This is a genomic window from Saccharopolyspora sp. MMCC62, from assembly GCF_057736575.1.
On sequence record NZ_JBYKCM010000003.1, the window covers coordinates 38,667 to 65,431 of the forward strand.

At 71.9% G+C, this 26,765-nt stretch carries 24 protein-coding genes; 16 read left to right on the forward strand and 8 right to left on the reverse strand.

Annotated elements, in window-relative coordinates; genetic code table 11:
* Nucleotides 1–52 precede the first annotated feature (52 nt).
* Nucleotides 53–1,981: an asparagine synthase (glutamine-hydrolyzing) gene (asnB, locus tag AC29IT_RS07780; protein ID WP_358432801.1), complete on the reverse strand. Its 1,929-nt coding sequence runs from the start codon at nt 1,979–1,981 to the stop codon at nt 53–55.
* A gap of 431 nt (nt 1,982–2,412) precedes the next feature.
* Between asnB and ctaC the strand changes: the two genes are divergently transcribed.
* The 4 genes from ctaC (at nt 2,413) to AC29IT_RS07800 (ending at nt 5,933) form a co-directional block, all read left to right on the forward strand.
* Nucleotides 2,413–3,372 (forward strand): aa3-type cytochrome oxidase subunit II, encoded by a 960-nt coding sequence (gene ctaC, locus AC29IT_RS07785; protein ID WP_358433058.1) that lies wholly within the window; start codon nt 2,413–2,415, stop codon nt 3,370–3,372.
* A 36-nt stretch (nt 3,373–3,408) separates the two neighbouring features.
* The gene (locus AC29IT_RS07790) at nt 3,409–3,807 is read left to right on the forward strand and encodes a cytochrome c oxidase subunit 4 (RefSeq protein WP_358432803.1); all 399 of its coding nucleotides are present in this window, start codon (nt 3,409–3,411) and stop codon (nt 3,805–3,807) included.
* A 146-nt stretch (nt 3,808–3,953) separates the two neighbouring features.
* Nucleotides 3,954–5,549 (forward strand): alpha/beta hydrolase, encoded by a 1,596-nt coding sequence (locus AC29IT_RS07795; RefSeq protein ID WP_358432805.1) that lies wholly within the window; start codon nt 3,954–3,956, stop codon nt 5,547–5,549.
* 105 nt (nt 5,550–5,654) lie between these two features.
* Complete coding sequence (locus AC29IT_RS07800) at nt 5,655–5,933, forward strand: Lrp/AsnC family transcriptional regulator (RefSeq protein WP_358432807.1); 279 nt, start codon at nt 5,655–5,657, stop codon at nt 5,931–5,933.
* 45 nt (nt 5,934–5,978) lie between these two features.
* On the opposite strand, the gene trpD is transcribed toward AC29IT_RS07800, so the two are convergent.
* The 3 genes from trpD to AC29IT_RS07815 all read right to left on the reverse strand — a co-directional run bounded on the left by trpD (nt 5,979) and on the right by AC29IT_RS07815 (nt 8,037).
* The gene (gene trpD, locus AC29IT_RS07805) at nt 5,979–7,004 is read right to left on the reverse strand and encodes an anthranilate phosphoribosyltransferase (RefSeq protein ID WP_358432809.1); all 1,026 of its coding nucleotides are present in this window, start codon (nt 7,002–7,004) and stop codon (nt 5,979–5,981) included.
* Between the two features lie 27 nt (nt 7,005–7,031).
* Nucleotides 7,032–7,439 (reverse strand): response regulator, encoded by a 408-nt coding sequence (locus tag AC29IT_RS07810; RefSeq protein ID WP_224955313.1) that lies wholly within the window; start codon nt 7,437–7,439, stop codon nt 7,032–7,034.
* Between the two features lie 151 nt (nt 7,440–7,590).
* Entirely contained in the window at nt 7,591–8,037 is a 447-nt protein-coding gene (locus AC29IT_RS07815) for a hypothetical protein (protein ID WP_488218277.1), read from the reverse strand.
* A gap of 85 nt (nt 8,038–8,122) precedes the next feature.
* On the opposite strand from AC29IT_RS07815, the gene ctaE reads away from it, so the two are divergent.
* The 4 genes from ctaE to qcrB all read left to right on the forward strand — a co-directional run bounded on the left by ctaE (nt 8,123) and on the right by qcrB (nt 12,413).
* A complete protein-coding gene (ctaE, locus tag AC29IT_RS07820) occupies nt 8,123–8,734 on the forward strand; it encodes an aa3-type cytochrome oxidase subunit III (RefSeq protein ID WP_488218570.1) in 612 nt (203 codons plus the stop codon).
* 63 nt (nt 8,735–8,797) lie between these two features.
* On the forward strand, nt 8,798–9,601 hold the full coding sequence (gene qcrC / locus AC29IT_RS07825) for a cytochrome bc1 complex diheme cytochrome c subunit (protein WP_224966980.1): 804 nt from the start codon (nt 8,798–8,800) through the stop codon (nt 9,599–9,601).
* Complete coding sequence (gene qcrA / locus AC29IT_RS07830; protein ID WP_488218278.1) at nt 9,598–10,758, forward strand: cytochrome bc1 complex Rieske iron-sulfur subunit; 1,161 nt, start codon at nt 9,598–9,600, stop codon at nt 10,756–10,758. The genes qcrC and qcrA overlap by 4 nt, the downstream gene beginning before the upstream one ends.
* Nucleotides 10,755–12,413: a cytochrome bc1 complex cytochrome b subunit gene (gene qcrB / locus AC29IT_RS07835; RefSeq protein ID WP_488218279.1), complete on the forward strand. Its 1,659-nt coding sequence runs from the start codon at nt 10,755–10,757 to the stop codon at nt 12,411–12,413. Before qcrA ends, qcrB begins: the two co-directional genes overlap by 4 nt.
* Before the next feature lie 82 nt (nt 12,414–12,495).
* On the opposite strand, the gene AC29IT_RS07840 is transcribed toward qcrB, so the two are convergent.
* Entirely contained in the window at nt 12,496–14,214 is a 1,719-nt protein-coding gene (locus AC29IT_RS07840) for a DEDD exonuclease domain-containing protein (RefSeq protein ID WP_358432818.1), read from the reverse strand.
* A gap of 488 nt (nt 14,215–14,702) precedes the next feature.
* Here AC29IT_RS07840 and AC29IT_RS07845 point away from each other — a divergent pair, with 488 nt between their 5' ends.
* From AC29IT_RS07845 to AC29IT_RS07855, 3 genes are all read left to right on the forward strand, one after another.
* Nucleotides 14,703–15,956, forward strand: a complete 1,254-nt coding sequence (locus AC29IT_RS07845; protein ID WP_358432820.1) for an NYN domain-containing protein — start codon at nt 14,703–14,705, stop codon at nt 15,954–15,956.
* A gap of 394 nt (nt 15,957–16,350) precedes the next feature.
* A complete protein-coding gene (locus AC29IT_RS07850; RefSeq protein WP_358432822.1) occupies nt 16,351–17,403 on the forward strand; it encodes a C40 family peptidase in 1,053 nt (350 codons plus the stop codon).
* A 134-nt stretch (nt 17,404–17,537) separates the two neighbouring features.
* The gene (locus tag AC29IT_RS07855; protein ID WP_488218280.1) at nt 17,538–18,782 is read left to right on the forward strand and encodes a basic secretory protein-like protein; all 1,245 of its coding nucleotides are present in this window, start codon (nt 17,538–17,540) and stop codon (nt 18,780–18,782) included.
* A gap of 42 nt (nt 18,783–18,824) precedes the next feature.
* Here the strand turns inward: AC29IT_RS07855 and AC29IT_RS07860 are convergent, their stop codons facing one another.
* Nucleotides 18,825–20,618 carry an AMP-dependent synthetase/ligase gene (locus tag AC29IT_RS07860; protein WP_358432826.1) on the reverse strand — a complete coding sequence of 598 codons (1,794 nt, stop codon included), beginning with the start codon at nt 20,616–20,618 and terminating at the stop codon, nt 18,825–18,827.
* Between the two features lie 409 nt (nt 20,619–21,027).
* On the opposite strand from AC29IT_RS07860, the gene AC29IT_RS07865 reads away from it, so the two are divergent.
* The 5 genes from AC29IT_RS07865 to AC29IT_RS07885 all read left to right on the forward strand — a co-directional run bounded on the left by AC29IT_RS07865 (nt 21,028) and on the right by AC29IT_RS07885 (nt 25,322).
* Nucleotides 21,028–21,816 (forward strand): metallophosphoesterase family protein, encoded by a 789-nt coding sequence (locus AC29IT_RS07865; protein WP_488218281.1) that lies wholly within the window; start codon nt 21,028–21,030, stop codon nt 21,814–21,816.
* A gap of 80 nt (nt 21,817–21,896) precedes the next feature.
* Nucleotides 21,897–22,337: an SRPBCC family protein gene (locus AC29IT_RS07870; protein WP_358432830.1), complete on the forward strand. Its 441-nt coding sequence runs from the start codon at nt 21,897–21,899 to the stop codon at nt 22,335–22,337.
* Nucleotides 22,338–22,518: 181 nt separating this feature from the next.
* Nucleotides 22,519–23,739 (forward strand): ArsA family ATPase, encoded by a 1,221-nt coding sequence (locus AC29IT_RS07875; protein ID WP_488218282.1) that lies wholly within the window; start codon nt 22,519–22,521, stop codon nt 23,737–23,739.
* Nucleotides 23,740–23,772: 33 nt separating this feature from the next.
* Nucleotides 23,773–24,369 (forward strand): hypothetical protein, encoded by a 597-nt coding sequence (locus tag AC29IT_RS07880; protein WP_488218283.1) that lies wholly within the window; start codon nt 23,773–23,775, stop codon nt 24,367–24,369.
* Complete coding sequence (locus tag AC29IT_RS07885) at nt 24,363–25,322, forward strand: ROK family protein (protein WP_358432836.1); 960 nt, start codon at nt 24,363–24,365, stop codon at nt 25,320–25,322. The genes AC29IT_RS07880 and AC29IT_RS07885 overlap by 7 nt, the downstream gene beginning before the upstream one ends.
* 66 nt (nt 25,323–25,388) lie before the next feature.
* On the opposite strand, the gene AC29IT_RS07890 is transcribed toward AC29IT_RS07885, so the two are convergent.
* Nucleotides 25,389–25,841: a DUF308 domain-containing protein gene (locus AC29IT_RS07890; RefSeq protein WP_488218284.1), complete on the reverse strand. Its 453-nt coding sequence runs from the start codon at nt 25,839–25,841 to the stop codon at nt 25,389–25,391.
* Entirely contained in the window at nt 25,838–26,605 is a 768-nt protein-coding gene (locus AC29IT_RS07895; protein ID WP_358432840.1) for an alpha/beta hydrolase, read from the reverse strand. The genes AC29IT_RS07890 and AC29IT_RS07895 overlap by 4 nt, the downstream gene beginning before the upstream one ends.
* Nucleotides 26,606–26,765 lie beyond the last annotated feature (160 nt).

Here is a 26,765-nt window from a genome sequence, read left to right on the forward strand (position 1 = left end):
ACGGCCGCTCCTTCCCGGTGGGAGGGAGCGGCCGTTCGCCGGTGTCGTGCGGTCAGAGCTTGACCGGGTAGTACGGCTCCGGGACCTCGGGGGACAGCCGTCCCTCGACGAAGATGCCGTGCCAGATCATGAACACCAGCAGCGCCCACAACCGTCGGCTGTGGTCCAGCACGCCGGACCGGTGCTCCTCCAGCAGCTGCAGGATCGCGGTCTTGTTCAGCAGCCGCTCGGTCTGCGACTGCTGGATGATGTTGCGCGCCCAGTCGTGCATCTCGTCGCGCAGCCAGTGCCGGATCGGCACCGGGAAGCCCAGCTTGCGGCGGTTGAGCACGTGCGCGGGCACGACCTGCTTCATCGCCTGGCGCAGCGCGTACTTCGTGGTCTCCGGGGTGATCTTCTGGTCCAGCGGGATGCCGCTGGCGACGCGGAACACCTCGTTGTCCAGGAACGGCACCCGCAGCTCCAGCGAGTTCGCCATCGTCACCTTGTCCGCCTTGACCAGGATGTCCCCGCGCAGCCAGGTGAACAGGTCCACGTGCTGCATCCGGGTCACCGGGTCCCAGCTCGCCGAGGAGCGGTACGGCGCGGCGGTGACGTCGCGGTGCGAGACGCCCGGGTCGAAGGCCGCCATCACGGCCTTGAGCTGATCGTCCCGGAAGATCCGCGCGTTGCCGTAGTAGCGGTCCTCCAGCGACAGCGCCCCGCGGCGCAGCAGGTCCTTGCCGCGCACCCCGTCCGGGATCGCGGTGGAGACCTTGCCCATCGCCTTGCGCAGGGTGCCCGGCACCCGCTCGAACGGCGCCAGCGACAACGGCTCGCGGTAGATCGTGTAGCCGCCGAACAGCTCGTCGGCGCCCTCCCCGGACAGCACCACCTTCACGTGCTGGCGGGCTTCGCGGGCGATGAACCACAGCGGCACCAGCGCCGGGTCCGCCACCGGGTCGTCCAGGTACCAGATGATCAGCGGCAGCGTCTCCATCATCTCCTCGGGGGAGACGGTGCGGATCACGTGCTTCACGCCGATCGCCGCGGCCGACTCGGCGGCCACGTCCACCTCGGAGTAGCCCTGCCGCTCGAACCCGGTGGTGAAGGTGACCAGGTTCGGGTTGTGCTCCTTGGCCAGGCAGGCGATCGCCGTCGAGTCGATGCCGCCGGACAGGAACGAGCCCACGGTGACGTCGGCGCGCATGTGCTTGGCGACCGAGTCGCGCATGACGTCGACGATCTGGTCGTGCAGCCGCCGCGCGTCCGAGTCGTTGCGCACCGGCTTCGAGGTGAAGTTCGGCACGAAGTACCGCTCGGTCACCAGCCGCCCGCCGGGGGAGACGGTGAACGAGGTGCCCGACTCGATGCGCGAGATCTGGCGGTGCATCGTCTCCGGCTCCGGCACGTACTGGAGCGTGAGGTAGTGCTGCAGCGCCTTGTGGTCGAGGTCCTCGCCGATGCGCAGCGTCGTCGCCAGGCTCAGCAGCGACTTCTTCTCGCTGGCGAACGCGACCCCGCCGGGGCCGGACGCGTAGTACAGCGGCTTGATCCCGAACGGGTCGCGCCCGCCGAACACCACGCGCCGCTCGCTGTCCCAGATCAGGAACGCGAACATGCCGCGCAGCCTGCCGACCATCGCCGTGCCGAGGTAGTGGTAGGCGGCGACGATCACCTCGGTGTCGCCGTCGGTGTGGAACCGGGCGCCGTAGTGCTCGGCGAGCTCGGCGCGCAGCTCCAGGTAGTTGTAGATCTCGCCGTTGAAGTTGATCGTGTAGCGGCCGGGGTTCTCCGGCGGGCCCCAGGTCAACGGCTGGTGCGAGTGCTCCAGGTCGATGATCGACAGCCGGTTGAAGCCGAAGACGACCTCACCGCCGTGCCAGGTGTCGCTCTCGTCCGGTCCCCGGTGCCGTTGGCAGGGCAGGGCTTTGGCCACGGCGTCGACGGCGAAACCGGCGTTCTCTTCAGTGGGACAGACAAGTCCAAGCAGGCCGCACACGCGTCCATGCACCTCTCGCGTCGGCGATGGGTCGGGCTCCGCCCCGCGTCCCGGTCGGGGATCTCGGCGGCGGGAGACCCAGTATGCCGGGTGCGCCGCCGCGCTGTGCAGGCGCGGTGAGCGGGCCCGGACGAGGCGGTTCGTTCCCCGCGCGCGTGCGTCGCGGCGGGCGCGCGACGCGGGAACCGGCCCGGGTGGCCAAGTCCACCGGTTCGGGTGGTCCGGTCCACCCGATCCGATCACCGCGGCGGGCGGGGACGATCTCGGTGACGTGCAGCGCACCTCGCCACCCCGGAGCAGTATCGCGGCTACTGCTGGGCTAGGCTCCCCGCAGCATTCCGGCCGCGGGACATGGTGGGTGCGCGTTGTGCCCAGACCCGCGGCGACGGTGGGAACACGCAGCGAGGAGGCGTCGCGCAGTGGGCTTTCGAATGGGGAGCTTGCGGCAGGAACGTCTGGAGGAGGGGACCCGAGTGCCACGGCTGGTCAAAGTCGCCGGGCTGGCAGGCCTGGTCGCGGTCGCGGCCACGGGCTGTTCGACCGACGAGGTCCTGAGGTTCGGCTGGCCGGAGGGCGTCACCCCGCAGGCCGAGTCCATGCGTCAGCTGTGGACCTGGTCGGTGATCGCTGCACTGGCGGTCGGCGTCCTGGTGTGGGGCCTGATGTTCTGGACGGTCGCCTTCCACCGCAAGAAGGGCGAGGAGCTGCCCCGGCAGTTCCAGTACAACGTGCCGCTGGAGGTCATCTACACCGCGGTGCCGTTCGTGATGGTCGTGGTGCTGTTCTACTTCACCGCCACCACCCAGAACTACGTGATGGCCAAGTCCGAGACGCCGGACGAGAAGGTCAACGTCGTCTCGTTCCAGTGGAACTGGGAGTTCAACTACCCGGACCACCGGACGCCGGACGGTCAGCCGGTCCGCACCGTCGGCAGCAGCAGCGAGATCCCGCTGCTGGTGCTGCCGACCGGGTCGACGATCCAGTACAACCTGAGCTCCACCGACGTCATCCACTCGTTCTTCGTCCCCGAGTTCCACTTCAAGCGGGACACCTTCCCGCACCCGGAGAAGAACGACCAGGAAGCCGTCTTCGAGAACACCATCGAACGCGAGGGCTCCTTCGTCGGGCGGTGCGCCGAGCTCTGCGGCACCTACCACTCGATGATGAACTTCGAAGTCCGCGCCCTGTCGCCGGACAAGTTCGACCAGTACATCAACCTGCGTACGCAGACCAACCCGGCCACCGGCCAGTACTACACCGCCGCCGAGGCGTTGGGGCAGATGAACTGCGGTGAGCTGTGCGCGCCGCGGGCGGTGACCTCGGTCCCGTTCGACACCGACCGCACCTCCGGCGAGCCGTCGACCATCGGCGGCCGGCAAGCCGGCAACTGATCCCGGCAGGGCGTAGGGCGCGAGAGTGAGGAATCCATGAAGGTCGAAGCGAAGATCTTCAACATGATCACCGGCTTCTTCTTCCTGTCGGCGATCGTCTACGGGGTGTGGTCACACGAACCCGTGGGCACGGTGGCCCTGATCCTGGTGGGCGGGTTGTCGCTGCTGATCGGCAGCTACTTCCAGTTCGTGGCTCGGCGCATCGAGCCGCGTCCGGAGGACAACCCGGACGCCGAGATCAGCGACGGCGCGGGCGAGCTGGGCTTCTTCAGCCCCGGCAGCTACTGGCCCGCCGGGCTGGCGGCGTCCGCCGCGTTCGCCGGTATCGCGCTGGCGTTCTTCCACGTGGTGCTGATCGTGATCTCCATCGGCGTGCTGCTGATCATGGTCGCGGGCCTGGTGTTCGAGTACCACACCGGACCGAACCACGACTGATCTTCAACACCTAGGTGAGCCCCCGGATCTCTGGTCCGGGGGCTCACCTGTTTCTGCCCCCAGATGGTCGTTCTCCGCTGGTAGCGAACTGATCTTCTTCGCTAGTTTTCGCTCGGCAGTGGAAACTCTTGGAGATCGGCCGGGACATGTCGTCACGCATCGCCGCTTCAGCGCGCGGCTCGGCGATCCTCGCCGCCGTGCTCGTGACGGGCTCGCTCACCCCGACCGCCGTCGCCGGGCCACCCGCCGCGGATTCCGCGCCGGCTCCGCTGCGCACCAACGGGGCGGCCGTACCGGCGCTGGACTGGACGCCCTGCGCGGGCGGGCCCGGTTACGAGTGCTCGACGGCCGAGGTGCCGCTGTCCTACCGGGACCCCGCAGGACCGCAGATCCGGCTCGCCGTGGGCAAACTGCCCGCCGCCGATCAGGAGCACAAGCTCGGCACGATCTTCTACAACCCGGGCGGGCCCGGCGACAGCGGCAAGTTCGCGCCGGAACTCACCCCGGAGCTGCACCGGCGGTTCGACATCGTCGGCTTCGACCCGCGCGGTGTCGCCGAGAGCGACGGCTTCAGCTGTTCCAGCGAGCCCGGTGACGGCTTCGACCCGACGGATTCCTTTCCCGTGCACGCGGCGCAGGAACGGATGCAGATCGAGGACACCGCGCACGCGGTCGAGCAGTGCGCCCGGAACGCGGGCCCGCTGCTGCGGCACACCTCGACGGCGAACGTGGCCCGGGACCTCGACCTGCTGCGCGAAGCGGTCGGGGAGGACCGGCTCGACTACTACGGACTCTCCTACGGCAGCCATCTCGGCACCGTGTACGCGAACCTGTTCCCGGAGCGGGTGGGCGCCGTGGCGATCGACGGCGTGGTCGATCCGATCGAGTGGACCACGGGGTACCTGCCGGGCGGGGCGGCCGAGCCGATGACCTACCGGACGGGTGCCGCGGGCGGTGCAGAGCAGGCGCTGCACGCGTTCCTCGACGCGTGCGCCACCGATGAGCGGTGTGCCTTCCGGGAGCCGGGCACCGATCTGCTCGGCAAGTACGACGCGCTGCTGGACAGGCTGTCGGTCCGGCCCGTCACGATCACCCGGCCGGACGGGTCTTCGATGGAGGTCACCTACCAGGCGGCCGTGATCAGGACGGCGAGCGCGCTCAAGGGCGCCTGGGCGTCGACGGTGCTCGGTGAGTTCCTGCAGCAGCTGCACGAGCTCTCCTCGCCCGGTGGATCAGCCCGGCCTGCGCCGGTCGTGCCGGTTCCGCCCGCGTCGCGGGGCTGGGGAACCTCCATGGGCGTGGAGCAGCGGCTCAGCGTGATGTGCAACGACGGTGGCAATCCCCGCGACCCGTGGGCGTGGCCGGACCACGCCCGGCGGGCCGACGAGGACGGGCGCGGTTTCGGCTCGTACTGGACGTACCTGTCGCTGGGCTGCGCGACCTGGCCCGGCGGGCCTGATCCGGACCGCTACACCGGCCCGTGGGACCGGGAGACGGCCGGACCGGTACTGGTCATCGGAAATCGGCGAGGTGATCCGGCCACGCCGTACGACGACGCGGTCACGACGTCCGAACTGCTGGCCGACGCCCGGCTGCTCACGCTCGACACGTTCGGGCACGGCGCTCGGGGGGAGAGCGCCTGCATCGACGAGGCGTTGAACGCGTACTTCAGCGATGGCGCGCTGCCTCCCGAGGGCGCGGTCTGCGAGCCGGACCGGGGCCCGTTCGACCCGGTGCCCTGACCGGCCCGCTCGACCGGCCGGTCGGCCGCGGCACGGAGGTGGGTGGCGCTCGCTCCGGTGAGCTTAGGATTCGAGCAACGACGTCCCGCAGCCAGGAGGCTCTTCGTGATCACCGCGATCGTGCTCATCCAGACCGTCGCCGACCGGCTCACCGAAGCCGCGCAGGAGGTCGCCGACATCGAGGGCGTCGCCGAGGTCTACTCGTGCGCCGGGGACGTGGACCTGATCGCGATCCTGCGGGTCACGAACCACGAGGACATCGCCGACATCGTCCCCGGGAAGATCAACAAGGTGGCCGGGGTGCTGGACACCGACACGCACATCGCGTTCCGCTCCTACTCGCGCCAGGACACCGAGGCCACCTTCTCCATCGGCCTGGAGTGAGCGCCACCGGGTGACCCGGCGCGCCGGACCGCGAGCCGGCCGGGGCTACCGGCCGAAGCCGGCCCAGCGGGTGAGGAGCTCGGCGGCGGCACCGGAATCGATGGCCTGCTCGGCGCGGGAGATCCCGGCGCGCAGCTGCGCGTCCAGGTCGGTGCCGATGCCGTCGTGGGCGGCGAGGGCGCCCGCGGTGTTGAGCACCACCGCGTCCCGCACCGGCCCGCGGTCACCGGCGAGCAGCCGCCGCACCACCTCGGCGTTCACCTCGGCGTCGCCGCCGCGCAGCGCCTCCGGCGTGGTGCGCGGGATAGCGAGGTCCTCCGGGACGATCCGCTCCTGCCGGACCTGCCCGTCGCCGACGACCCAGCAGGTCGTGGTCGAGGTCGTGGTGATCTCGTCCATCCCGTCGTCGCCGGACACCAGCAGCACCGAGCTGCCGCGCGCGGCGAACACCTCCGCCATCACCGGCGCCATCCGCTGGTCCGCGCAGCCGATGAGCCCGCTGGCCGGCCGCGCCGGGTTGGTCAGCGGCCCCAGCACGTTGAACGCGGTGGGGATGCCGATCTCCCGGCGCGGTCCGGCGGCGAACTTCATCGCCGGGTGGAACACGGGCGCGAAGCAGAACCCGATGCCGACCTCGTCGAGGCAGTCCCGCACCCGCGCGGGCGGCAGGTCGATGGTGACGCCGAGCGTCTCCAGCACGTCGGCCGTGCCGCACTTCGACGAGGCCGCCCGGTTGCCGTGCTTGACGACCGCCGCGCCGCAGGCGGCGAGCACGATCGCCGTCATCGTGGAGATGTTCACGCTGCCGGAGCGGTCCCCGCCGGTGCCGACCACGTCGACGGTCCGCCGGTCCACCTGCAGCGGCAGCGAGTGCGCGAGCATCGTGTCGGCCATGCCGCGGACCTCGGCCGCGGTCTCGCCCTTGGCGCGCAGCGCCACGACGAACGCGGCGACGCGGGCCGGGGTGGCCGCGCCGGTCATCACCAGGTCCATCGCCCACGCGGTGTCCTCCGTGGACAGGTCGTTGCCCGCCACGAGGTGTCCGAGGAGTTCCGGCCAGCTACCCGACATGGTGCCCACGATTGTTCTCCGGGAGGTTCAGGCCCGCACCGCGGGTAGCGCGGTGCGGAGCAGTTCGGCGACCGTTTCGGCGGACGACAGCGGGTCCAGCGGGTGCACCAGCACCGCGTCCGCCTGCGACCAGGTCGCGAGCCATCGGTCGTCCCGCCTGCGCACGGTGAGCACGATCGGCGGGCAGTGCGCGATCTCGTTCTTCAGCTGCCGGGACACGCCCATGCCGCCGGTGGGCTGCGCCTCGCCGTCGAGGACGACCAGGTCGGCGCGGCCCGCGTCGACCTCGCTGAGCACGTCGGCGACCGACGCCGCCTCCACGTAGGTCACCCGGGGCAGGTCCGGCGACGGGCGCCTGCCGATCGCGTTGATGATCGATTCGCGCACCTCGGCGCGGTGGCTGAAGACCAGGACGGTGGTGGTCGACGTGCTCATCAGCTGCTCCTCGCTGGCCAGGCGGTCCGCGCACTGCGTCGTGGTGACCCGGCCCGATGACGAGAGGGTGTCCTCGATGACGGTGATCTCCGGATGCTAGCCGCTCAACGGGGGTGAGCAGTACCCGCCACGACGCCGCCGGGCCGGGCGGTCAGGGCTTCTGCAACGCCACCCACCCGACGGCCCGGCCGCCGAGCCGCTGGGCCAGGCCCGCCATCCGCGAGCTCTCCTGTGAGCAATGCAACGCGTCGAGTTTCTGCACACGCTCCGCGAACAGCGGCTCCGCGCCGGCCGCGGGCTCCGCGCCGAAGCCCGCGAGTTCCGGTTCGGCCGCCGCACGCAACCGCCAGCCATCCTGTTCCAGCAGCTCAGCGGCCCGCTCGGTCGATCCGGGTGGGAGCAGCAGGTGGTGGCGCAGCACCGCGGCCCCCGCTTCGACCCAGTCGGGGGAGCGGGCGAGCACCGCGGATGCGGCCTCCGTCTCGTCGAACGCGCTGACCACCACGGTCAGGTCCGAATCGTCCCAATCCGGCGCGGCAGGGCCCGTTGACCGGGCACGTAAGCCCAGACGGGACAAAACGCTGCGGAAATCCAACACGATGAGTTACCTCCAGGTCGCGATCCGATCACCGAGGAGCCACGCCCGGGACCCGAGAGCGCAGCGGGAAAACGCACGGGACATAATGCGTCGCGTGACAACGGCAGCGCCCTCAATCAGTCAACGCGTGCACTCGCTGAACCGGCCGAACATGGTCAGCGTCGGCACCATCGTTTGGTTGGCCAGCGAGCTGATGTTCTTCGCTGGACTCTTCGCCATGTTCTTCACGGTGAAGGCGCAGAACGAGGGTGCGTGGCCACCGCCGCCCAGCGAGCTGAACATCGCCTACGCCCTCCCGTTCACGGTGATCCTGGTGGCGTCCTCGTTCACCTGCCAGTGGGGAGTGTTCGCGGCCGAGCGCGGCGACGTGTTCGGCCTGCGCCGCTGGTACGTGGTGACGCTGATCATGGGTGCGATCTTCGTGCTGGGGCAGGCCGGCGAGTACTACACGCTGGTCACCGCGCACCACACGACGATCGCCTCGTCGGCGTTCGGCACGGTGTTCTTCATGACGACCGGCTTCCACGGCCTGCACGTCATCGGCGGGCTCATCGCCTTCGTGTTCCTGCTCATCCGAACCAAGCTGAGCAAGTTCACCCCGGCACAGGCCATCGCGGCGATCGTCGTGTCCTACTACTGGCACTTCGTCGACATCGTCTGGATCGGACTGTTCGCCGTGATCTACCTCGTTCCGTGATCCACCGGCCCCACCGGGCCGCCACGTAACACCCCGAACCTGACAGCAAGGGTTGCCGCACTCATGACCACCATCAAGAAACGGAACCGCGCGGGATCCAAGTTCCGGCGCAGGCTCTCCGGTGTCCTCGCGCTCGGGATCGCCTTGGTCGGCGCGGGCGGGCTGTACACCGTCCTGACCCCCGAGCCGCAGACCGCGCACGCCGCGGCGGACCCGGCGCTGGTCAGGCAGGGCGAGCAGCTCTACAACAACGCGTGCATCAGCTGCCACGGCGCGAACCTGGGCGGCGTGAAGGACCGCGGCCCGAGCCTGGTCGGCGTCGGCGAGGCCGCCGTCCACTTCCAGGTCTCCTCCGGCCGCATGCCGATGGTCCGCCAGGAAGCCCAGGCGATCCGCAAGCCGCCGAAGTTCTCCCCCGAGGAGATCGACGCGATGGCGGCCTACGTGCAGACCTACGGCGGGGGCCCGGAGTCCCCGGACACCACCGGTGCCGCCGCCACCGGTGACTCCTCGCGCGGTGGTGAGCTGTTCCGGCTCAACTGCGCCTCCTGCCACAACTTCACCGGACGCGGCATCGCGATGTCGTCCGGCAAGTTCGCGCCCAGCCTCGACGCTCCCACCGAGCAGCAGATCTACGAGGCGATGCTCACCGGGCCGCAGAACATGCCGAAGTTCTCCGACCGGCAGCTCACGCCGGAGGAGAAGAAGGACATCATCGCGTACGTCAAGTCCGTGACGAACAACAACAACAACCCGGGTGGCAGCTCCCTCGGCGGCTTCGGCCCCGCCTCGGAGAGCGTCATCGCCTGGGTCGTCGGACTCGGCGCGCTGATCGGCGTCACCCTGTGGATCGGAGCCAGGGCATGAGTGCAAGTGACACCCCGCGGGACGAGGGGCACGAAACCCCCAGGCGGGACTACACCGAGGCCGAACTGGCCGAGATGAGCCGCGACGAGAAGATGCGGCTCGGGCTGGCGCTGGACGGCGTCGAGCTCCTCCACTACGAGGACCCGTTCCCGGTGGAGAACACCCGCGCCGAGAAGCGGGCCGAGCGCGCGGTCGCGGCCTGGTTCGCGCTCGCCGGGCTCTCCGCGATCGCGTTCATCGCCGTGTTCGTGTTCTGGCCCTGGGGCTACGTGACCCCGCAGCAGGGCGGCCGCGAGTACTTCCTCTACAACCTGTACACGCCGCTGGTCGGCCTGTTCCTCGGCCTGTCGATCTTCGCGATCGGCGTCGGCGTGGTGCTCTACGCGAAGCGGCTCATCCCGCACGAGGTCGCGGTCCAGCAGCGCCACGACGGGCACGGCTCCGAAGAGGTCGACCGCCAGACGACCACCGCGATCCTCGCCGACACCGGCGTGCGCAGCGGGTTCGCCCGGCGCTCCATGATCCAGCGCACGCTCGCCTTCAGCGGTGCCGTGCTCGGGCTGGGCACCGGCGTCATCGCCATCGGCGGCTTCATCCGCAACCCGTGGGCCACCGAGGGACCCGACTCCCTCAAGCACACGGCGTGGATGAAGGAGGGCAACGAGAAGGTCTACCTGCGCCGCGACACCGGTGACCCGCACGACGTGTCGCTGCTGCGCCCGGAGGACATCGACGCCGGCGGCTTCGAGACCGTCTTCCCGTTCCGCGAGTCCGACCGCGAGGACGAGCACAAGCTCGTCTCGGTGCTGCGCCGCAGCGACGCCCCGGTGATGCTCATCCGGCTCCGGCCGGGCAGCGCTCCGATCAAGCGCAAGGGCCAGGAGGACTTCAACTACGGCGACTACTACGCTTACTCGAAGGTGTGCACCCACGTGGGCTGCCCCACCTCGCTGTTCGAGCAGCAGACCGGTCGCCTGCTGTGCCCGTGCCACCAGTCGCAGTTCGACGTGGTCCACACTTATGCCAAGCCGGTCTTCGGTCCGGCCACCCGTTCCCTGCCGCAGCTACCGATCACGGTGGATGAAGAGGGATATTTCGTGGCCAGGCACGACTTCATCGAGCCGGTCGGCCCAGCGTACTGGGAGCGCAACTCATGAGTTCGATCACGACGCCCACCAAACCGGAGAGCAAGCTCTACCGGAAGGCCGCCTCCGCGGCCGACGAGGCGGACAAGCGCTACAACATGGCGCCGGGCATCCGCCGCCAGATCAACAAGGTCTTCCCGACGCACTGGTCGTTCATGCTCGGTGAGATCGCGCTCTACACCTTCATCATCCTGATCCTCACCGGGATCTACCTCACGATGTTCTTCGACCCCTCCATGGAGGAGGTCACCTACGACGGGGTGTTCCGGAACCTGCAGGACGTCGAGATGTCCAAGGCGTTCGCGAGCACCCTCGACATCTCGTTCGAGGTCCGCGGCGGCCTGTTCATCCGGCAGCTGCACCACTGGGCGGCGCTGCTGTTCGTGGCCGGGATGATGGCCCACATGTTCCGGATCTTCTTCACCGGTGCGTTCCGGCGCCCGCGTGAGGGGAACTGGGTCATCGGCTCGTTGCTGCTGATCCTGGGCATGTTCGAGGGCTTCTTCGGCTACTCGCTGCCGGACGACCTGCTCTCCGGTACCGGTGTCCGCGCCACCATGTCCGGCATCGTGCTGTCCATCCCGGTGCTCGGCACCTGGATGCACTGGGCGCTGTTCGGCGGGGAGTTCCCCGGCACGGAGATCATCCCGCGGCTGTACATCCTGCACGTGCTGGTGCTGCCGGGGATCATGCTCGGCCTGGTCGCGGTGCACCTGGCGCTGGTCTGGTACCAGAAGCACACCCAGTTCCCGGGCGCCAAGCGCAAGGAGACCAACGTCGTCGGCGTCCGCATCATGCCGATCTTCGCGCTGAAGGCCGGTGCGTTCTTCGCACTGACCACCGGCGTCCTGGCGATCATGAGCGGTGTCTTCCAGATCAACGCGATCTGGAACCTCGGGCCGTACATCGGTTCGCAGGTCTCCGCCGCCTCGCAGCCGGACTGGTACCTGATGTGGGCGGACGGCATCCTGCGGATCTGGCCGGCCTGGGAGCTCTACATCGGGCCGTACACGGTGCCGCCGGTGTTCTTCTGCGGTGCGCTGGGCATGGGCATCATGTTCACGCTGCTCATCGGCTACCCGATGATCGAGCGCAAGCTCAGCGGGGACGACGCGCACCACAACCTGCTGCAGCGTCCGCGGGACAACCCGGTACGCACCAGCCTCGGCATGATGGCGCTGGCGTTCTTCGGCGTGCTGATGGTCTCCGGCATGAACGACGTGATCGCGTTCGAGCTGAACATCTCGCTGAACGCGATGACGTGGGGCGGCCGCATCGGCCTGCTGCTGCTGCCGCCGGTGGCCTACTGGGTGACCTACCGGATCTGCCTGGGCCTGCAGCGCTCCGACCGCGAGGTGCTGGAGCACGGCGTGGAGACCGGCATCATCAAGCGGCTGCCGCACGGCGAGTTCATCGAGGTGCACCAGCCGCTCGGCCCGGTCGACTCGCACGGCCACCCCGAGGAGCTGCCGTACCAGGGCGCTTCGGTGCCGAAGAAGATGAACAAGCTCGGGGCCGCGGGCTCCCCGGTCGAGGGCAGCTGGCTGAAGCCGGACCCGGCGGAGGAGACCGAGGCGCTGGCGCGGGCGCGCGCCGAGAACGAGCGCCAGGCGCACGAGGAGCGCGAGCTGGTCTCCGGCGGAAAGCCGCAGCAGCCCTCCGAGTGAGCGATCAGCACTGCCGAACGGCCCGGTACCCCTTGCAGGGTGCCGGGCCGTTCTTCGTGGTCGGGAACCGCGCGGGGCCCGGTCAGTCGGCGGCCGGGTACGGCGCCCTGGCCTGCGCGGCCCGGTCCAGCCACGCCCGCCAGGACGCCGCCGAGCCCGCGGGCTCGGACCACGGCTGCGCGCAGCGGACCAGCCGGGTGCCGCCGGTGGTGAGCCAGCGGTGCACCACCCGCACCTCGTCGGCGGGGGCGCCGCGCAGCGGGCCCGGCTCGGGCAGCACCGTCTCGGCCGCGGCCTGGAGCGCGTCGACCACCGGCATCGGCGGCACCCCGCGGCGCGCGTTCCCGGCGGCGGCGAGCCTGCCGTGGCGGACCACCGCCAGCTGCCAGCCGCCGGAACCGTCCGGGCGGGCCGCGACCAGCTCGGGCACCGCCGCCAGTGCCGCCCAGCGCTGCGCCTGGTCCAGCGCGCGCACCAGTTCGGCGAGCCGGTCGCGGGCCGCGGCGGCGTCCTCGAAGCGCTCTTCGGCGGAGAACCGGCCCAGCTCGGCGCGCAGCCGCTCCAGCAGTCCGCCGGGTTCCCAGCGGGGCGCGCCGGAGATCACCTCACGCACCGAGACCACTTCCGGCGCGTACTCCTCGACGCTCTGCAACCCGGCGCACGGTGCCGCGCAGCGGCCCAGCTCGTGCACCGCGCACGGGCGGCCGCGCTGGTCCCGCGCCGGGATCCGCTCGGTGCAGCGGCGCAGCGAGCCCCCGGCTTGCAGGGTCTCGACGGCCGCCGCGGCCGCGGTGCGGGAGCGGAACGGACCCAGCGCGCCGTCCCGGGCGGTGCGCACGATCGACAGCCGCGGGAACGCCTCCTCGGTGAGCACCACCCACCAGGTGCGCTTCGGGAACTTGGAGCGGCGGTTGTAGCGCGGCTGGTGCGCGCCGAGCAGCCGCAGCTCCCGGACCTCGGCCTCCAGCGGGTGCGCGCACTCGACGTGGTCCACCCGGTGCGCGAGTCCCGCCATCTCCTTGACCCGGCTGCGGCGCTCCCCGGCGGTGAAGTACTGCCGGACCCGGCGCTGCAGGTCGGAGGCGGTGCCGACGTAGAGCACCTCCTCGTTCGGGCCGCGGAAGAGGTAGACGCCGGGCGCGTGCGGCAGCGGATCGGCGAGACCGCGGTTGCGGCGCTGCTGCGGGGTCACGTCCGGCAGGTGCTCCAGCAGCTCCGGGACGGTCCGCACGCCCAGCGGCCCGAGGCGCTCCAGCAGCGCGTGCAGCACGTCGACGGTGGCGCGGGCGTCGTCGAGGGCGCGGTGCACCGGGGTGGTGCGGGCGTGCAGCACGCGGGCGAGGGTGCCCAGCTTGTGGTTCGGCGTCTCGTCCTTGCCGAGCACGCGGCGGGCGAGTTTCGCGGTGCACAGCACCGTCGGCTTCGGCCAGGCCACGCCGAGCCGCTCGCACTCCGCCCGGAGGAAGCCCACGTCGAACGGGGCGTTGTGCGCGACCAGCACCGCATCCCGGCTGAACTCGAGGAACGCGGGCAGCACCGAGTCGAACCGGGGCGCGCCGTGCACCATCGCCTGGGTGATGCCGGTGATCGAGACCACCATCGGCGGGATCTCGCGGCCGGGGTCGACGAGGGTGCCGAACTCGCCGAGTACCTCGCCGCCGCGCACCTTCACCGCGCCGATCTCGGTGACGGTGTCCTGCCGGGAGCTGCCGCCGGTGGTCTCCAGGTCGACGACGACGAAGGTGGCCGAGTGCAGCGGGAGTTCGTCGTCGATCTCGTCGAAGGTCAGCTGCCCGGTCATCGCATGCACGCTACGACGGGACCCCGACAACCTCCGGATCGGGTGAGCGGGGAGCGGCCGACTAGCCTGGGGTCGTGGTTCCGCCGACGTCGGGTGCTGACTCCCCGCGCACCGAAGAGTCTGCTGTGGACGGTCCGCGGCAGGTGCCGGACGGTGCCCGGGAGACCGGTCCCGAACAGCCTTCCCCGGCGCGGCGCTCCGAAGCGGACCGGCCCCGGGAACCTGGCCGTCCCGGGGATGTCGGTCGGCCTGCGGGAGCGGAGCGGTCCGGGGGAGCTGAACGGCCTGCGGGAGCCGAACGGTCTGCGGGAGCCGAGGGTTCCGGGGAAGCGGACCGGCCTGCGGGCGCCGAACGGACCAGGGACGCCGCACTCCCCGCGGAAGCCGGGCGGTCCGGGGGAACCGAGCAGACCGGAGAAGCCGACCGGCCCCGGGAACCGGAGCAGCACCGGGAGTTCGGCGCGGACCCCGACGAGCTGCCCGCCCCGGTGCGTGCCCGGCTCGCCGAGCTGGCGGCGGACGCCCTCGACGACCTGCGCCCCTCGGACGTGCCCGCCCAGCTGCGCCCGGTGGTCCGGTTCGCCCCGGCGAAGCGCGCGAAGCTCGGCCAGGGGCCGCTGCTGGTGGCGCTGCGCGACTCGCCGGTGTTCCGCACCGCGGTCGCCGATTGGTGCCGGGAGAACCGCCCTGAGGGGCTGGACGGGGTGCACCCGGACCCGGTGGTGGTGGCCGCGGCCGGGCTGCTGCTGGCGCTGCCGAACACGGGCCACTTCCTGGAGCTGGTCGCGTTCCGCGTGGAGCAGGGCCGGTTGCGCGGCGAGCGCGACTCGGCGCAGGCCAGGGCCCAGCGGCTCGCCGCGGACGCGGATCGGTTGCAGGCCGAGCTGGCCGAGGCCCGCCGCGCTCAGGAGCGCGCCGGGACGGAGTCCGGTTCGGAGGCCGACCGGTTGCGCAAGCGGCTGCGGGAGCAGGGCGTGCGGCTGAAGGAGGCCAAGGACGACGCACAGGCGGCCCGCGCGGAGCTCGCGGCCGCGCACGAGCGGGTCGAATCGGAGCTGGCGGACCTGCGTGCGCAGCGGGACCGGGAGCGGGACCGCGCGCAGGAGGAGCGGGAGCGGGCGCAGCGCGCGGCGGCCGAGACCGAGGTGGCCCGCCAGTCGGCGCGGGAGGCCCGCCAGGGCGACGAGGTCCGGATCTCGCTGCTGCTGGAGACGATGGAGGGCGCGCTCGGCGGGCTGCGCCGGGAGCTGCGCGCGGGCGGCCACGGCCCGCGCCCGGCGGACGTGGTGCAGCGGGTGCGGCCGGATTCGGGGGAGACCGGCCGGGTCGCGGATGCGGCGGCGCTGGACCGGTTGCTGGCGCTGCCCGCGGTGCACGTGATCGTCGACGGCTACAACGTGACGAAGACCGGGTACCCGGACCTGCCGCTGGCGGACCAGCGCAACCGGCTGGCGCACCAGCTGGCGGCGCTGGCGGCGCGCACCGGTGCCGAGGTGACGGTGGTGTTCGACGGGGCGGACGTGCTGTCGGTGCCGACGGCGGGCCCGCGCGGGGTGCGGGTGATGTTCAGCCCGGCCGGAGTGATCGCGGACGACGTGATCCGGGAGCTGGTGGTGGCCGAGCCGCAGGGCAGGCAGCTGGTGGTGGCGACCTCGGACCGCGCGGTGGTGACGTCCGTGCGGCGCACGGGCGCGTACGCGGTGGCGTCGGCGGTGCTGCTGGAGCGGTTGAACCGGGTCTGAGCGCCGGGGCGTGGTGGATCTCATAGCGGGCCCGTGCGGTGCGGTGGGCCGATCCGGGCCGGTGAGTCCCATCGGGGAGCCGCAGGTCAGAAGATCGGGTAATCCGATCACGCTCCGCGTATGAAGATAATCCCATTGTGCTATTGCGTCGTGTTCAGAAGAATTACCCCCCCTCTGCTAGACGTCACGCTTCACCTTTCGTAGCCTTACCGCGTCTTCGTGGCGATCAGCGACCCACTCCGGGTCCTCCGCGAAGCGCCGCCGAATCGGCTAGTCGGGGAGCCGAACCGGGACCTGCCCCCGTGGGGTGAGCGGGCGCCGCAACGCGCCCGGAGTCCGGGATCGCTCCGGACCACCCCTGCGTTCTCGGTAGGCGGTCGACAACGAAGGAGCTATGCGCGACGTGGCGTCGCACCGATTGAAGCGCACGATGCGCGGAGCGCTGGCGGCCTCGGCGGTCGCCGCCGCCGTCAGCATGACCTCCGCGCCGGCGATCGCAGACCCCCAACTCCCCGACAACGCCTCGGACGCGGCCAAGCAGGTGCGCGAGCTCTCGCACCAGGCCGAAGTCGTCACCGAGGACTACAAGAAGGCCGAGGACGACCACGCGGCCAAGCAGGCCGAGCTGGACCGGTCCTCCGCCGAGGCGGACCAGGCCGAGCAGGTCGCCACGCAGGCCCGGGCCGAGGAAGAGCGCTTCCGCGGCCAGGTCGACAAGCTGACCACCGCCTCCTACCAGGGCGCCCGGCTGAACAAGCTCTCCGCGCTGCTGGTGAGCGAATCCCCGAACGACTTCCTCGACCGCGCTTCGGCGCTGGACGTGCTGGCCAAGGACAACAACGACGCGATCAAGCGGTTGTCCGCCGCCGTGCACCAGGCCGAGGACGCCACCAAGCGCGCCCAAGCCTCCCGCGAGCAGGCGGCACGGGCCGAGGCCGACGCGGCCCGCATCCAGGACGAGATCGGCCGCAAGAAGGCCGACATGGACGCGCAGATCGCCAAGGTCAAGGAGCGCTACGCCGAGCTCACCGAGGACGAGCAGTCCTCGCTGACCGGTGGCGGCGAGACCGACTACGAATTCGCGGGCGGCAGCGGCTCGGCCGCCGCAGCTGTCACCGCCGCGCTGAGCAAGCAGGGCTCGTCGTACGTCTACGGCGCCAAGGGCCCGAGCACCTTCGACTGCTCCGGCCTGATGCAGTGGGCCTACAAGCAGGCGGGCGTGAGCATCGGCGGCTCCACCAAGTCGCAGGTGACCGAGGGCAAGAGCATCTCGGCCAGCCAGCTCCAGCCCGGCGACCTGATCTTCTACTACAGCCCGGTCAGCCACGTCGCGATGTACGTCGGCAACGGCAAGGCCGTGCACGCCCCCACCGAGGGCGACGTGGTGAAGGTCGCGAAGTACGACAGCATCGCCCCGGTGAACTCGATCCGGCGCGTCGCAGGCTGATTCCCGCAGCACCGCGCGGAACGCACGCGAGGGCCGTCGTCCCCGACGAGGGGGCGGCGGCCCTTCTCGCGTGTGGGTGACGGGCGGCCGTTCGCGACGGGCCGGGCGCAGCGGGGCCACTTACGATCCGGCTCGTGCCTGGGGCGTCGAGGGGGTGGCCTGCGGCGGTCGCCGCCGCGGCCGCACTGGCCGTGGGCGCGTTCGTCCCGTTCCCGGCGCAGGCCCCGCCCGCACCCGTTCCCGCGTTCCAGAACGCCGCTCCGGCGACCGCGCAGCGCGAGTGGCAGGCGGTGCTGGAGAGCCGCGCCCGCGCCGTCCTGGACCACGACGAGGCCGCGTTCACGGCTTCGCTGGACCCGGCGGCCCCCGACGACTTCCAGCGCAGGCAGCGCGAGCTCTTCCGCAGCCTCGCCGAGGTGCCGCTCGCCGAATGGGGCTACGAGGTGCGGGACGCCCCGGCCGCGGGCGGGACGCCGGAGGTGGTGCTGCGCTACGCGCTGGCCGGCGTCGACGAGGTGCCCACCGAACGCCCGACCGGGTTCACCTTCACCCGCCGGGACGGGCGCTGGCTGCTCAGCGGCGACGAGCGGGCACGGGGGCGGTCCTGGCGCGGGCCGTGGGACTTCGGCGACTGCCGGGTCCGGGTGCTGCCGCACGGCGTGATCATCGGCCACGACGGGTCCGAGGAGCTCGCGGACCGGGTGGCGGGGGAGCTGGATTCGGCGGAGGCGGCGGTGACCGCGGTGTGGGGGCCGGACTGGCGGCGCCAGGTGGGCGTGCTGCTGCCGCGCTCCCAGGAGGAGCTGCGCGAGCTGGTGGGCGCCGAGTTCGCGGTGGACGGCATCGCCGCCGTCGCCGTCGCGGACAAGGTGGACACCGCCTCCCGGCGGGTGGAGGGCCCGCGGGTGGTGCTCAACACCGAGACCGCGGACCGGCTCTCGGACACCTCGCTGCGGGTGGTGCTGCGGCACGAGATGGCGCACGTGGCCGCGCGGGCCGACACCGCGGACGGCGCGCCGATGTGGCTGCTGGAGGGCTTCGCGGACTACGTCGGCTACCGGGCCAGCGGGTTGTCGCCGGAGCGGATCGCGCCCGACCTGGCCCGGCGGGTGCGCACCGGGGAGCCGCCTGCGGGGCCGCCGCCGGACACCGAGTTCCACGCCTCCGGCCGCGATCTGGACCTGGCCTACCAGCAGTCCTGGTCGCTGGTGGCGCACCTGTCGAAGCTGGTGGGGGAGCCGAAGGTGGTGCAGCTGTACAAGCGCATCGCGGGCTCCGGCTCACCGTCCGAAGTGGACCCGGCGCTGCACGAGATCGCCGGGTTGTCCACCTCGGACCTGCTCAGGTCCTGGAGATCGGAGCTCCGCAGGATGTTCTGATCGGCCGTTCCCCCTCGCGCGGCGAGGGGATTCCGGGGGAGATCAGCCGTAGATCGCCTCGATGTCGGCCGCGTGGTTCTCCGCGACCTTGTTGCGCTTGAGCTTCATGCTCGGCGTCATCTCGCCGGTGGCCTCGGTGAAGTCCTTCGGCAGGATGCGGAACTTCTTGATCGCCTCGGCGCGGGAGACGGCCTTGTTGGCCTCGTCGATGGCGGCCTGCACGTCGGCGTGCACCTCGGGGTCGTCGACCAGCTCGGTCAGCGGGGTGTCCGCGGAGCGGCCGTGGTTGCCCAGCCACGCGGGCAGGAACTCCGGGTCGAGGGTGACCAGCGCGCCGATGAACGGCTTCTTGTCGCCGACGACCATGCACTGGCTGATCAGCGGGTGCGCGCGCAGGTGGTCTTCGAGCACGGCGGGTGCGACGTTCTTGCCGCCCGCGGTCACGATGATCTCCTTCTTGCGCCCGGTGATCCGCAGGAAGCCCTCCTCGTCGAGGGAGCCGAGATCGCCGGTGTGGAACCAGCCGTCCTCGAGGGATTCCTTGGTGGCGGTCTCGTTGTTCCAGTAGCGGCGGAACACGACGTCGCCCTTGAGCAGCACCTCGCCGTCCTCGGCGATGCGCACGCTGGTGCCGGGGATCGGCTTCCCGACGGTGCCGATCTTGTAGGCCTCTTCGACGTTGACCGCGGCGGCCGCGGTGGTCTCGGTGAGCCCGTAGCCCTCCAGCACCGGCACGCCCACCCCGCGGTAGAAGTGCGCCAGCCGGTCGCCCAGCGGTGCCCCGCCGGAGACGGCGCCGAGGCAGCGGCCGCCGAGCGCGGCGCGCAGCTTGCCGAAGACGAGCTTGTCGAACAGGAAGTGCTTGGCGCGCAGGCCGATGCCGGGCCCGCCGGTGTCCAGCGCCTGGCTGTAGGCGACGGCGGTGTCCTCGGCGGCGTCGAAGATGCGGCCCTTGCCGTCGCCGTGCGCCTTCTGCTTGGCGGTGTTGTAGACCTTCTCGAACACGCGCGGCACGGCGAGGATCAGCGTGGGCCGGAACGATCCGAGGTCGCTGACGAGGTCCTTGACATCGCCGGTGTGCCCGAGCGTGGTGCGCGAGTAGACGCAGGCGGTGGCGATGGCGCGGGCCAGCACGTGCGCCATCGGCAGGAACATCAGCATCGAGTTGCCCTGCCGCAGCAGCTGCGGGAAGACGCTGACGTCGCCGCGGACCTCGGCGAGCAGGTTGCGGTGGCTGAGCTCGCAGCCCTTGGGGCGGCCGGTGGTGCCGGAGGTGTAGATGAGGGTGGCCAGCTCGTCGGCGCGGACTTCGCGGCGGCGCCGGTGGGCGTCCTGGTCGGTGATGTCGGCGCCGAGCTCGGTGAGCGCGTCGACGGCGCCCTCGGCCGCGTCGATCTGCCAGACGTGCTCCAGGGCGGGGAGCTTCTCGACGACGCCGTCGAGCTCCGCGCGGTGCGCGTCGGTCTCGACGAACACGGCGCGGGCGCCGGAGTCGCTGAGGATCCACTCGGCCTGGTCGGCGGAGGAGGTCTCGTACACCGGCACGGTCACGCAGCCCGCGGACCAGATGGCGAAGTCCAGCAGCGTCCACTCGTAGCGGGTGCGGGACATCAGCCCGACCCGGTCGCCGTGCTGCAGCCCGGCGGCGATCAGCCCTTTGGCGATCGCGAGCACCTGGGCGGCGAATTCGGCGGCGGTGACGTCGATCCAGGTGCCGTCCACCCGGCGGCGGAAGCTCACGTTGCCGCCGAAGCGTTCCGCGTTCGCCCACACCATGTCGGTGAGGTTCTCGTCTTCGGCCACGGCCTCAGTCGCGGGGACGCTGAACTCTCGCACCTTGAAACCTCCGATGAAACGCGAAATGTGCGGACAACCTAACGCTGATGGTTACCGAGCGGTAGACCCGAGCCCCCGATTACGAAACTAGTCCGACTCGTTTACTGCCCCCGCCCGCAGCCTGCCACGCCGCGATCCGCCGCGCACCGGTGCCCGCCCGAGTCGTTTCCGCCGGTGGTGAGGATCATGGCAGGCTGTCCGGTGCCACCGCTAACCACGTCCGGAGCAGTCGAGGGCCCGCGGAACCGTCCGCGCGGACCACTCGGCGCCGCCGAACGGCTGGCCCGCGCCGTCCCGGACGGTGATCGCTGCTGGTTCCATCCCGCGCGGCACGGCAGCATGGCGGTGCGGCGGACAGCGGCGTCCGCGCTCGCGACCCGGTCGGCAGAACTGCGGTGAGGAGTAGATCGTGCGCGTGCACGTGGTGTCCGATGTCCATGGCAACGCCGAAGCCCTGAAGCGGGCCGGTGACGGTGCCGACGCGCTCGTCGTGCTCGGCGACCTGATCGACTTCGTCGACTACCACGACCACGGCCGGGGCATCCTCGGCGCGGTCTTCGGCGCCGAGAAGGTCGCGCACTTCGCTGAACTGCGCCGCAACCACCGCGGTGCCGAGATCGGTGCCTACGCGCGCTCCCTGTGGGCCTCGCTGGACGAGCCCAAGCGCGTCGTGCGCGAAGCCGTCCGCGAGCAGTACGCCACCCTGTTCGCCGCGATGAGCGCCCCGACCTACGCCATCGCGGGCAACGTGGACGAACCCGAGCTGTGGCCCGAGTTCGCCCGCGACGGCGTGCACTTCGTCGACGGCACCAGCGTCGAGATCGGCGGCCTGCGGTTCGGCTTCGTCGGCGGCACCGTGCTGTCCCCGGGCGGCGTGCTGCGCCGGGACGCGGCCTGGGTGCCGTACCTGCGGCCGGAGGAGGAGTACGACGCCGCCGTCGCGGCCCTCGAACCGGTCGACGTGCTGTGCAGCCACTTGCCGCCCGCGGTCCCCGACCTGGTCTACGACGTCATCGCCCGCCGCCCCGAGCACGGTTCCGCGGCGCTGCTGGAGCGCATCCACCGGGACCGGCCGCGCTGGTCGCTGTTCGGGCACGTGCACCAGCCGCTGGCCACCCGGGTGCGGGTCGGGAGCACCGAATGCGTCAACGTCGGGCACTTCCAGCGCACCGAGCGGCCCTACGCGCTCCGCTGGTGACGATCACGAACGATGGACGGCGCCGGACACCGGGCCGCCGGTCGCGCCCCGCCCGCGCGCGGACCTGTAATCTTCGGGGCATGGTCGATCAGTCCACCCAGTCCATCGTGATCCAGGCGGCCGCTGCCGACATCATGGCGGTGATCGCGGACTTCGCGAGTTACCCGGAATGGGCGGAAGCGGTCAAGGAGACCGAGGTGCTCTCGACGACCGGCGGCGGGCAGGCCGAGAAGGTGCGCTTCGTGCTCGACGCCGGGGTGGTCAAGGACACCTACGTCAACGTCTACGAGTGGGCCGAGGACGGGCTGTCGGTGAGCTGGACGCTGTCCGAAGGGCAGGTCCAGAAGGCGCAGCAGGGCAGCTACCGGCTCGCGCCGAAGGACGGCGGCACCGAAGTGACCTACAGCCTCGCGGTGGACCTGGCGATGCCGATGATCGGCATGTTCAAGCGCAAGGCCGAGAAGATGATCATGAATACCGCTCTGAAGGAGCTCAAGCGCCGGGTCGAAGCCCGCTCCTGACCCGGGCGCCCCGCACCGCGGTGATCGTCGGTCCGGGTGCGGGTCCCGACCGACGCGGCACCAGCAGCACCGGTCCCAGCAGCACACCGACCACAGCGGCGGTGACCCCCGAGCCGGTGGCCGGACGGCTCGGCGACCGGTCGGCCCCGGCACCAGCCCCGATCCGATCCAGAGACCGCCCTTGCGCATCCTGTTGTTCACCGGAAAAGGCGGCGTCGGCAAGACGACCCTCGCCGCCGCGACCGCCGCACGCCTCGCCGAGCTCGGGCAGAAGGTGCTGGTGGTCTCCACCGATCCGGCGCACTCCCTGGGCGACTCGCTGGGCACGCCGCTGGGCGCCGAACCCGCCGAGGTCGAACTGCGCGCCGAGCAGCGCACCGCCCGGCTGCACGCCGCCGAGGTGCAGACCCGCGACCTGCTCGACCGCGCGTGGTCCGACCTGCGAGAACACCTGCGCACCATGCTGCTCGGCGCGGGGGTCGGCGAGCTCGACGCCGAAGAGCTCACCCACCTGCCCGGGGTGGAGGACCTGCTGGCGCTCGCCGAGGTGCACCGCTTCGCGTCCGACGGGGTGTGGGACGCCGTCGTCGTCGACTGCGGGCCCACCGCCGAGACGCTGCGGCTGCTGGCGCTGCCCGAATCGCTGTCCGGGTACCTGGAGCGGCTGTTCCCGGCCCACCGCCGCGTGGTGCGCGGGCTGCTCGCGGGCGTCGCGGGCAGCGAGAACGTGGAGCGCTGGGACGGGGTCGCCGAAGCGCTCGGCAGGCTCGCGGACCGGTTGGCGGAGCTGCGCGGCACGCTGCTCTCCCCGCAGACCGGGGTGCGGCTGGTGCTCACCCCGGAAGCCGTGGTGGCCGCCGAGACCCGGCGCACGCTGACCGCGCTGGCCCTGCAGCAGATCCGGGTGGACGGATTGGTGGCGAACCGGCTGGTGCCGCACCCGGGATCGGCCCGCGGGGAGGCGGCCACCTGGCTGCGCACCCGCCGCCGGGAGCAGGAGAATGTGCTGGCCGACGTGCGGGCGGCGACGGACCTGCCGGTGCGCTCGGTGCTGCACCGGGCTGCGGAGCCGGTGGGCCCGGCGCTGCTGGAGCTCGCCGACGAGCTCTACGGGACCGACGATCCGCTGGCCGGCGCCGCGAGCGCCCCGGAGGTGGAGCTCGGCGGCGGGGGCCGGTCGCTGGACGCGGAGTACACGCTGCGGCTGGGCCTGCCGCTGCACGAGGACGCCGAGGTGGACCTGGCGCGGATCGGCGACGAGCTCGCCGTCACCGTCGACGGCAGGCGGCGGCTGATCGCGCTGCCCGCGGTGCTGCGCCGGTGCACGGTGACCGGTGCGGTGGCCGCCGACGACGGGCTGACCGTGTCGTTCCGGCCGGACCCCGGCCAGTGGATGCGATGAGAGCGGCCCCGATCAGTGGAGGTGGTGGACCAGATGCGCGGTGAGCATGCCGATCCCGCGGGAACGGGCTCCGCGGACGAGTCCCGGACGACCGGGGCCGGTCGCGACCGGATGGCCGAGGAGTTCCGGCTGCTGCTCGACGCGGCGGCCGGGCGCGCGGAGGAGTACCTGCGCGGACTCGGCGGCGCGGAGCACGCCGCGCACGCGAGCACCGGCGACCCGCGAACCGGCGACCCGCGGACCGGCGGCGCCGGGACCGGCGATGCGGGAATCGGCGATGCGGGAATCGGAGACCGGCGAACCGGCGCGGGGCGCGCCGAGCCGGGCACCGGCGACCGCGCCACCACCGGCGCGGACCGCGGCGGTCCCACCTGCGGTTGGTGCCCGATCTGCGCGATCGCGAGCCTGCTGCGCGGCGAGCGCCCCGAACTGACCTCCCGGCTGGCCGACCAGCTGGCCGGACTGCTGGACCTGCTGCGCGAATCCGCCGCCGAGCACCACCCGGCGGGCACCGCGAACCCGCCGCCCGAACCGGCCGCACCGGAACCGTCGAAGGTGCAGCGCATCGACGTGCGACGGGTCCGCGGCCGGACCGCCGCGCAGGCCGCGGGCGGAGGTGCCGAGTGCTGACCGTCGGAGTGGACGTCGGCGGCACCAGCCTGCGCGCCAGCGTCGTCGACCCGCAGGGCACCGTGCTCGACACGCTGCGGGTGCCGTCCGCGGGCACCGGCCCGGAACTGGACTCGGCGATCGCCGACACCGTGCTGTGCCTCGCCGACCAGTACCCGGTGGCCGGGGTGGGCCTCGCCGTGGCGGGCTTCGTCAGCGAGGACCGGCGGGTCGTGCGGTTCGCCCCGCACCTGCCGTGGCGGCACGTCGCGGTCGCCGACAACATCGCCGACCGGGTGCGGCTGCCGGTGGTGCTGGAGCACGACGCGAACGCGGCCGCGATCGCCGAGCAGCGCTTCGGCGCGGCGGCGGGCGCGAAGGTCGCCGCGCTCGTCGCGCTCGGCACCGGCATCGGCGGCGCGCTGGTGCTGGACGGCGACGTGTTCCGCGGTGCGCACGGCGTCGCCCCCGAACTCGGGCACCTGCGGCTGGTGCCGGGCGGGCGCGCATGTCCCTGCGGGAAGCGGGGCTGCTGGGAGCGGTACTGCAGCGGCACCGCGCTGGCCGCGACGGCGCTGGAACTGCTGGCCGAGGACCCGTCCTCCCCGCTGGCCGCCGAGGCCGCCAAGGACCCGGGCGAGATCACCGGGGAGCGGGTCGCGCAGGCCGCCGAGCAGGGCGATCCGGTGGCGGCGCGCGCGGTGGACGAGCTCGCGCGCTGGTTGGGCGAAGGACTCGCGCTGGTCGCCGACGTCTACGACCCGGAGGTCGTGGTGCTCGCGGGCGGCGTGTCCGGCTCGGCGCACCTGTTCCTGCCCGCCGCCCGGCGGCACTACGCGGCGGCGCTCACCGGCGCGGGCCACCGCCCGCTGGCCCAGGTGCGGGTCGCCAAGCGCGGTGACGAAGCGGGCATCGTCGGCGCCGCCACCCTGGCCAGGGAGCACGTGGCCGCCACCGCCACCCACCTCAGCTGAGCACGAACGGCGAAGGACCGACCGGCCCGATCTCCGCTGGGGCGGGCGGGCCGTTCGCCCCTGGGATCAGAGCTGGGCGCCGTCGTCGGTGGGGTCCTCCGGCGGTGTCCGGCGCATCCGGAACAGCAGCCAGCCGATGCCGGCGCTCACCGCGACCAGCCCGATCGAGAGCGCGGGCGTGGTGCCCAGGCCGAGGAGCCCCGGCACCAGCAGCAGCGTCATGCCGAGCGCGACCAGCAGCACGCCGCCGACCGTGCCGACCCCGGGACGCGGCATCGGCGGCGGTTCCGGCGGCTCGTAGTGCCCCTCGTCGGGCGCGTCCGCGGGCGGGGTCCAGTCGCGCGGCGCGGCCGCGGGTTCCGGTGCGGCGGCCGGGGACTTCGGCGCCTCGTCGCCGGTGCCGCGGTCCTCCTCGGGCCACCGCGCCATCGGCTCGTCCTGCTCGAGACCTGCGACGATCTCGGCGAAGGCGGCGTCGATGTCCTCCGGGCCGTCGGCGTTCTCATGACGCGTGCTCATGCGGGTTCCTCGACACGCTCGCGGTGGATCCTGCGGACGAATTCGACGCTACCGGTGAACACCGACGCGGCGTCGTGGTCGAGGGTCGCCACGTGGTAGCTGTCCCGCAGCACGACTTCGGTGACGTCGCCGCTTCGGATGCCTTCCAGCACGATCGTCGAGTTCACCGGCTCCACGACGTGGTCGGTGGCGGAGTGGGCCAGCAGCACCGGCTGCCGCACCTTCCCGAGATCGCGGCGCACCAGCCGCCACAACCGCTGCAGGCTCGCGGCCGCGCGCAGCGGCGTCCGGTCGTAGCCGAGCTCCACGGCGCCCGGCTTGGCGATGTCCCCGGCCACGCCCGGGATCGACGGGAGTACCCGGGACAGCAGGGGAAGCAGGACCGCGTCCTTGCGCAGCGTCGTCACCGACGGGTTCACCAGCACGATGCCGGACAGCTCCGGGTGGTTCTGCGCCAGCCGCAACGTGAGCGTGCCGCCCATCGACAGCCCGAAGACGAACACCGACCGGCAGCGCCCGGTCAACTCGGCGAGGTCCCGCTCCACGGCCGCGTACCAGTCGGTCCAGCCGGTGCGGTTGAGGTCCCGCCAGTGCGTGCCGTGCCCCGGGAGCCGCGGGCAGCGCACCGTGAACCCCTCGGCGGCCAGGTGCTCACCCCAGTCCCGCATGCCCTGCGGGGTTCCGGTGAACCCGTGGCACAGCAGGACCCCGATCTCGTCGGACCCGTCGTGCACGAACGGTTCGGCGCCGGGAAGAACGGGCACCGCAGCCTCCTACCGCCATCGATCCGCCGCTGTCCGGACATCGTCGCACGCGAGAGGCCTCCACGGGGCGATCTCCAGCCGCGTGATCCGTCTCGGGCGGGGTCGCATTGTGCGCGCTGACCGGGCTCCGTAACCTTGAACGAGGCATTCCGGGTGTTCA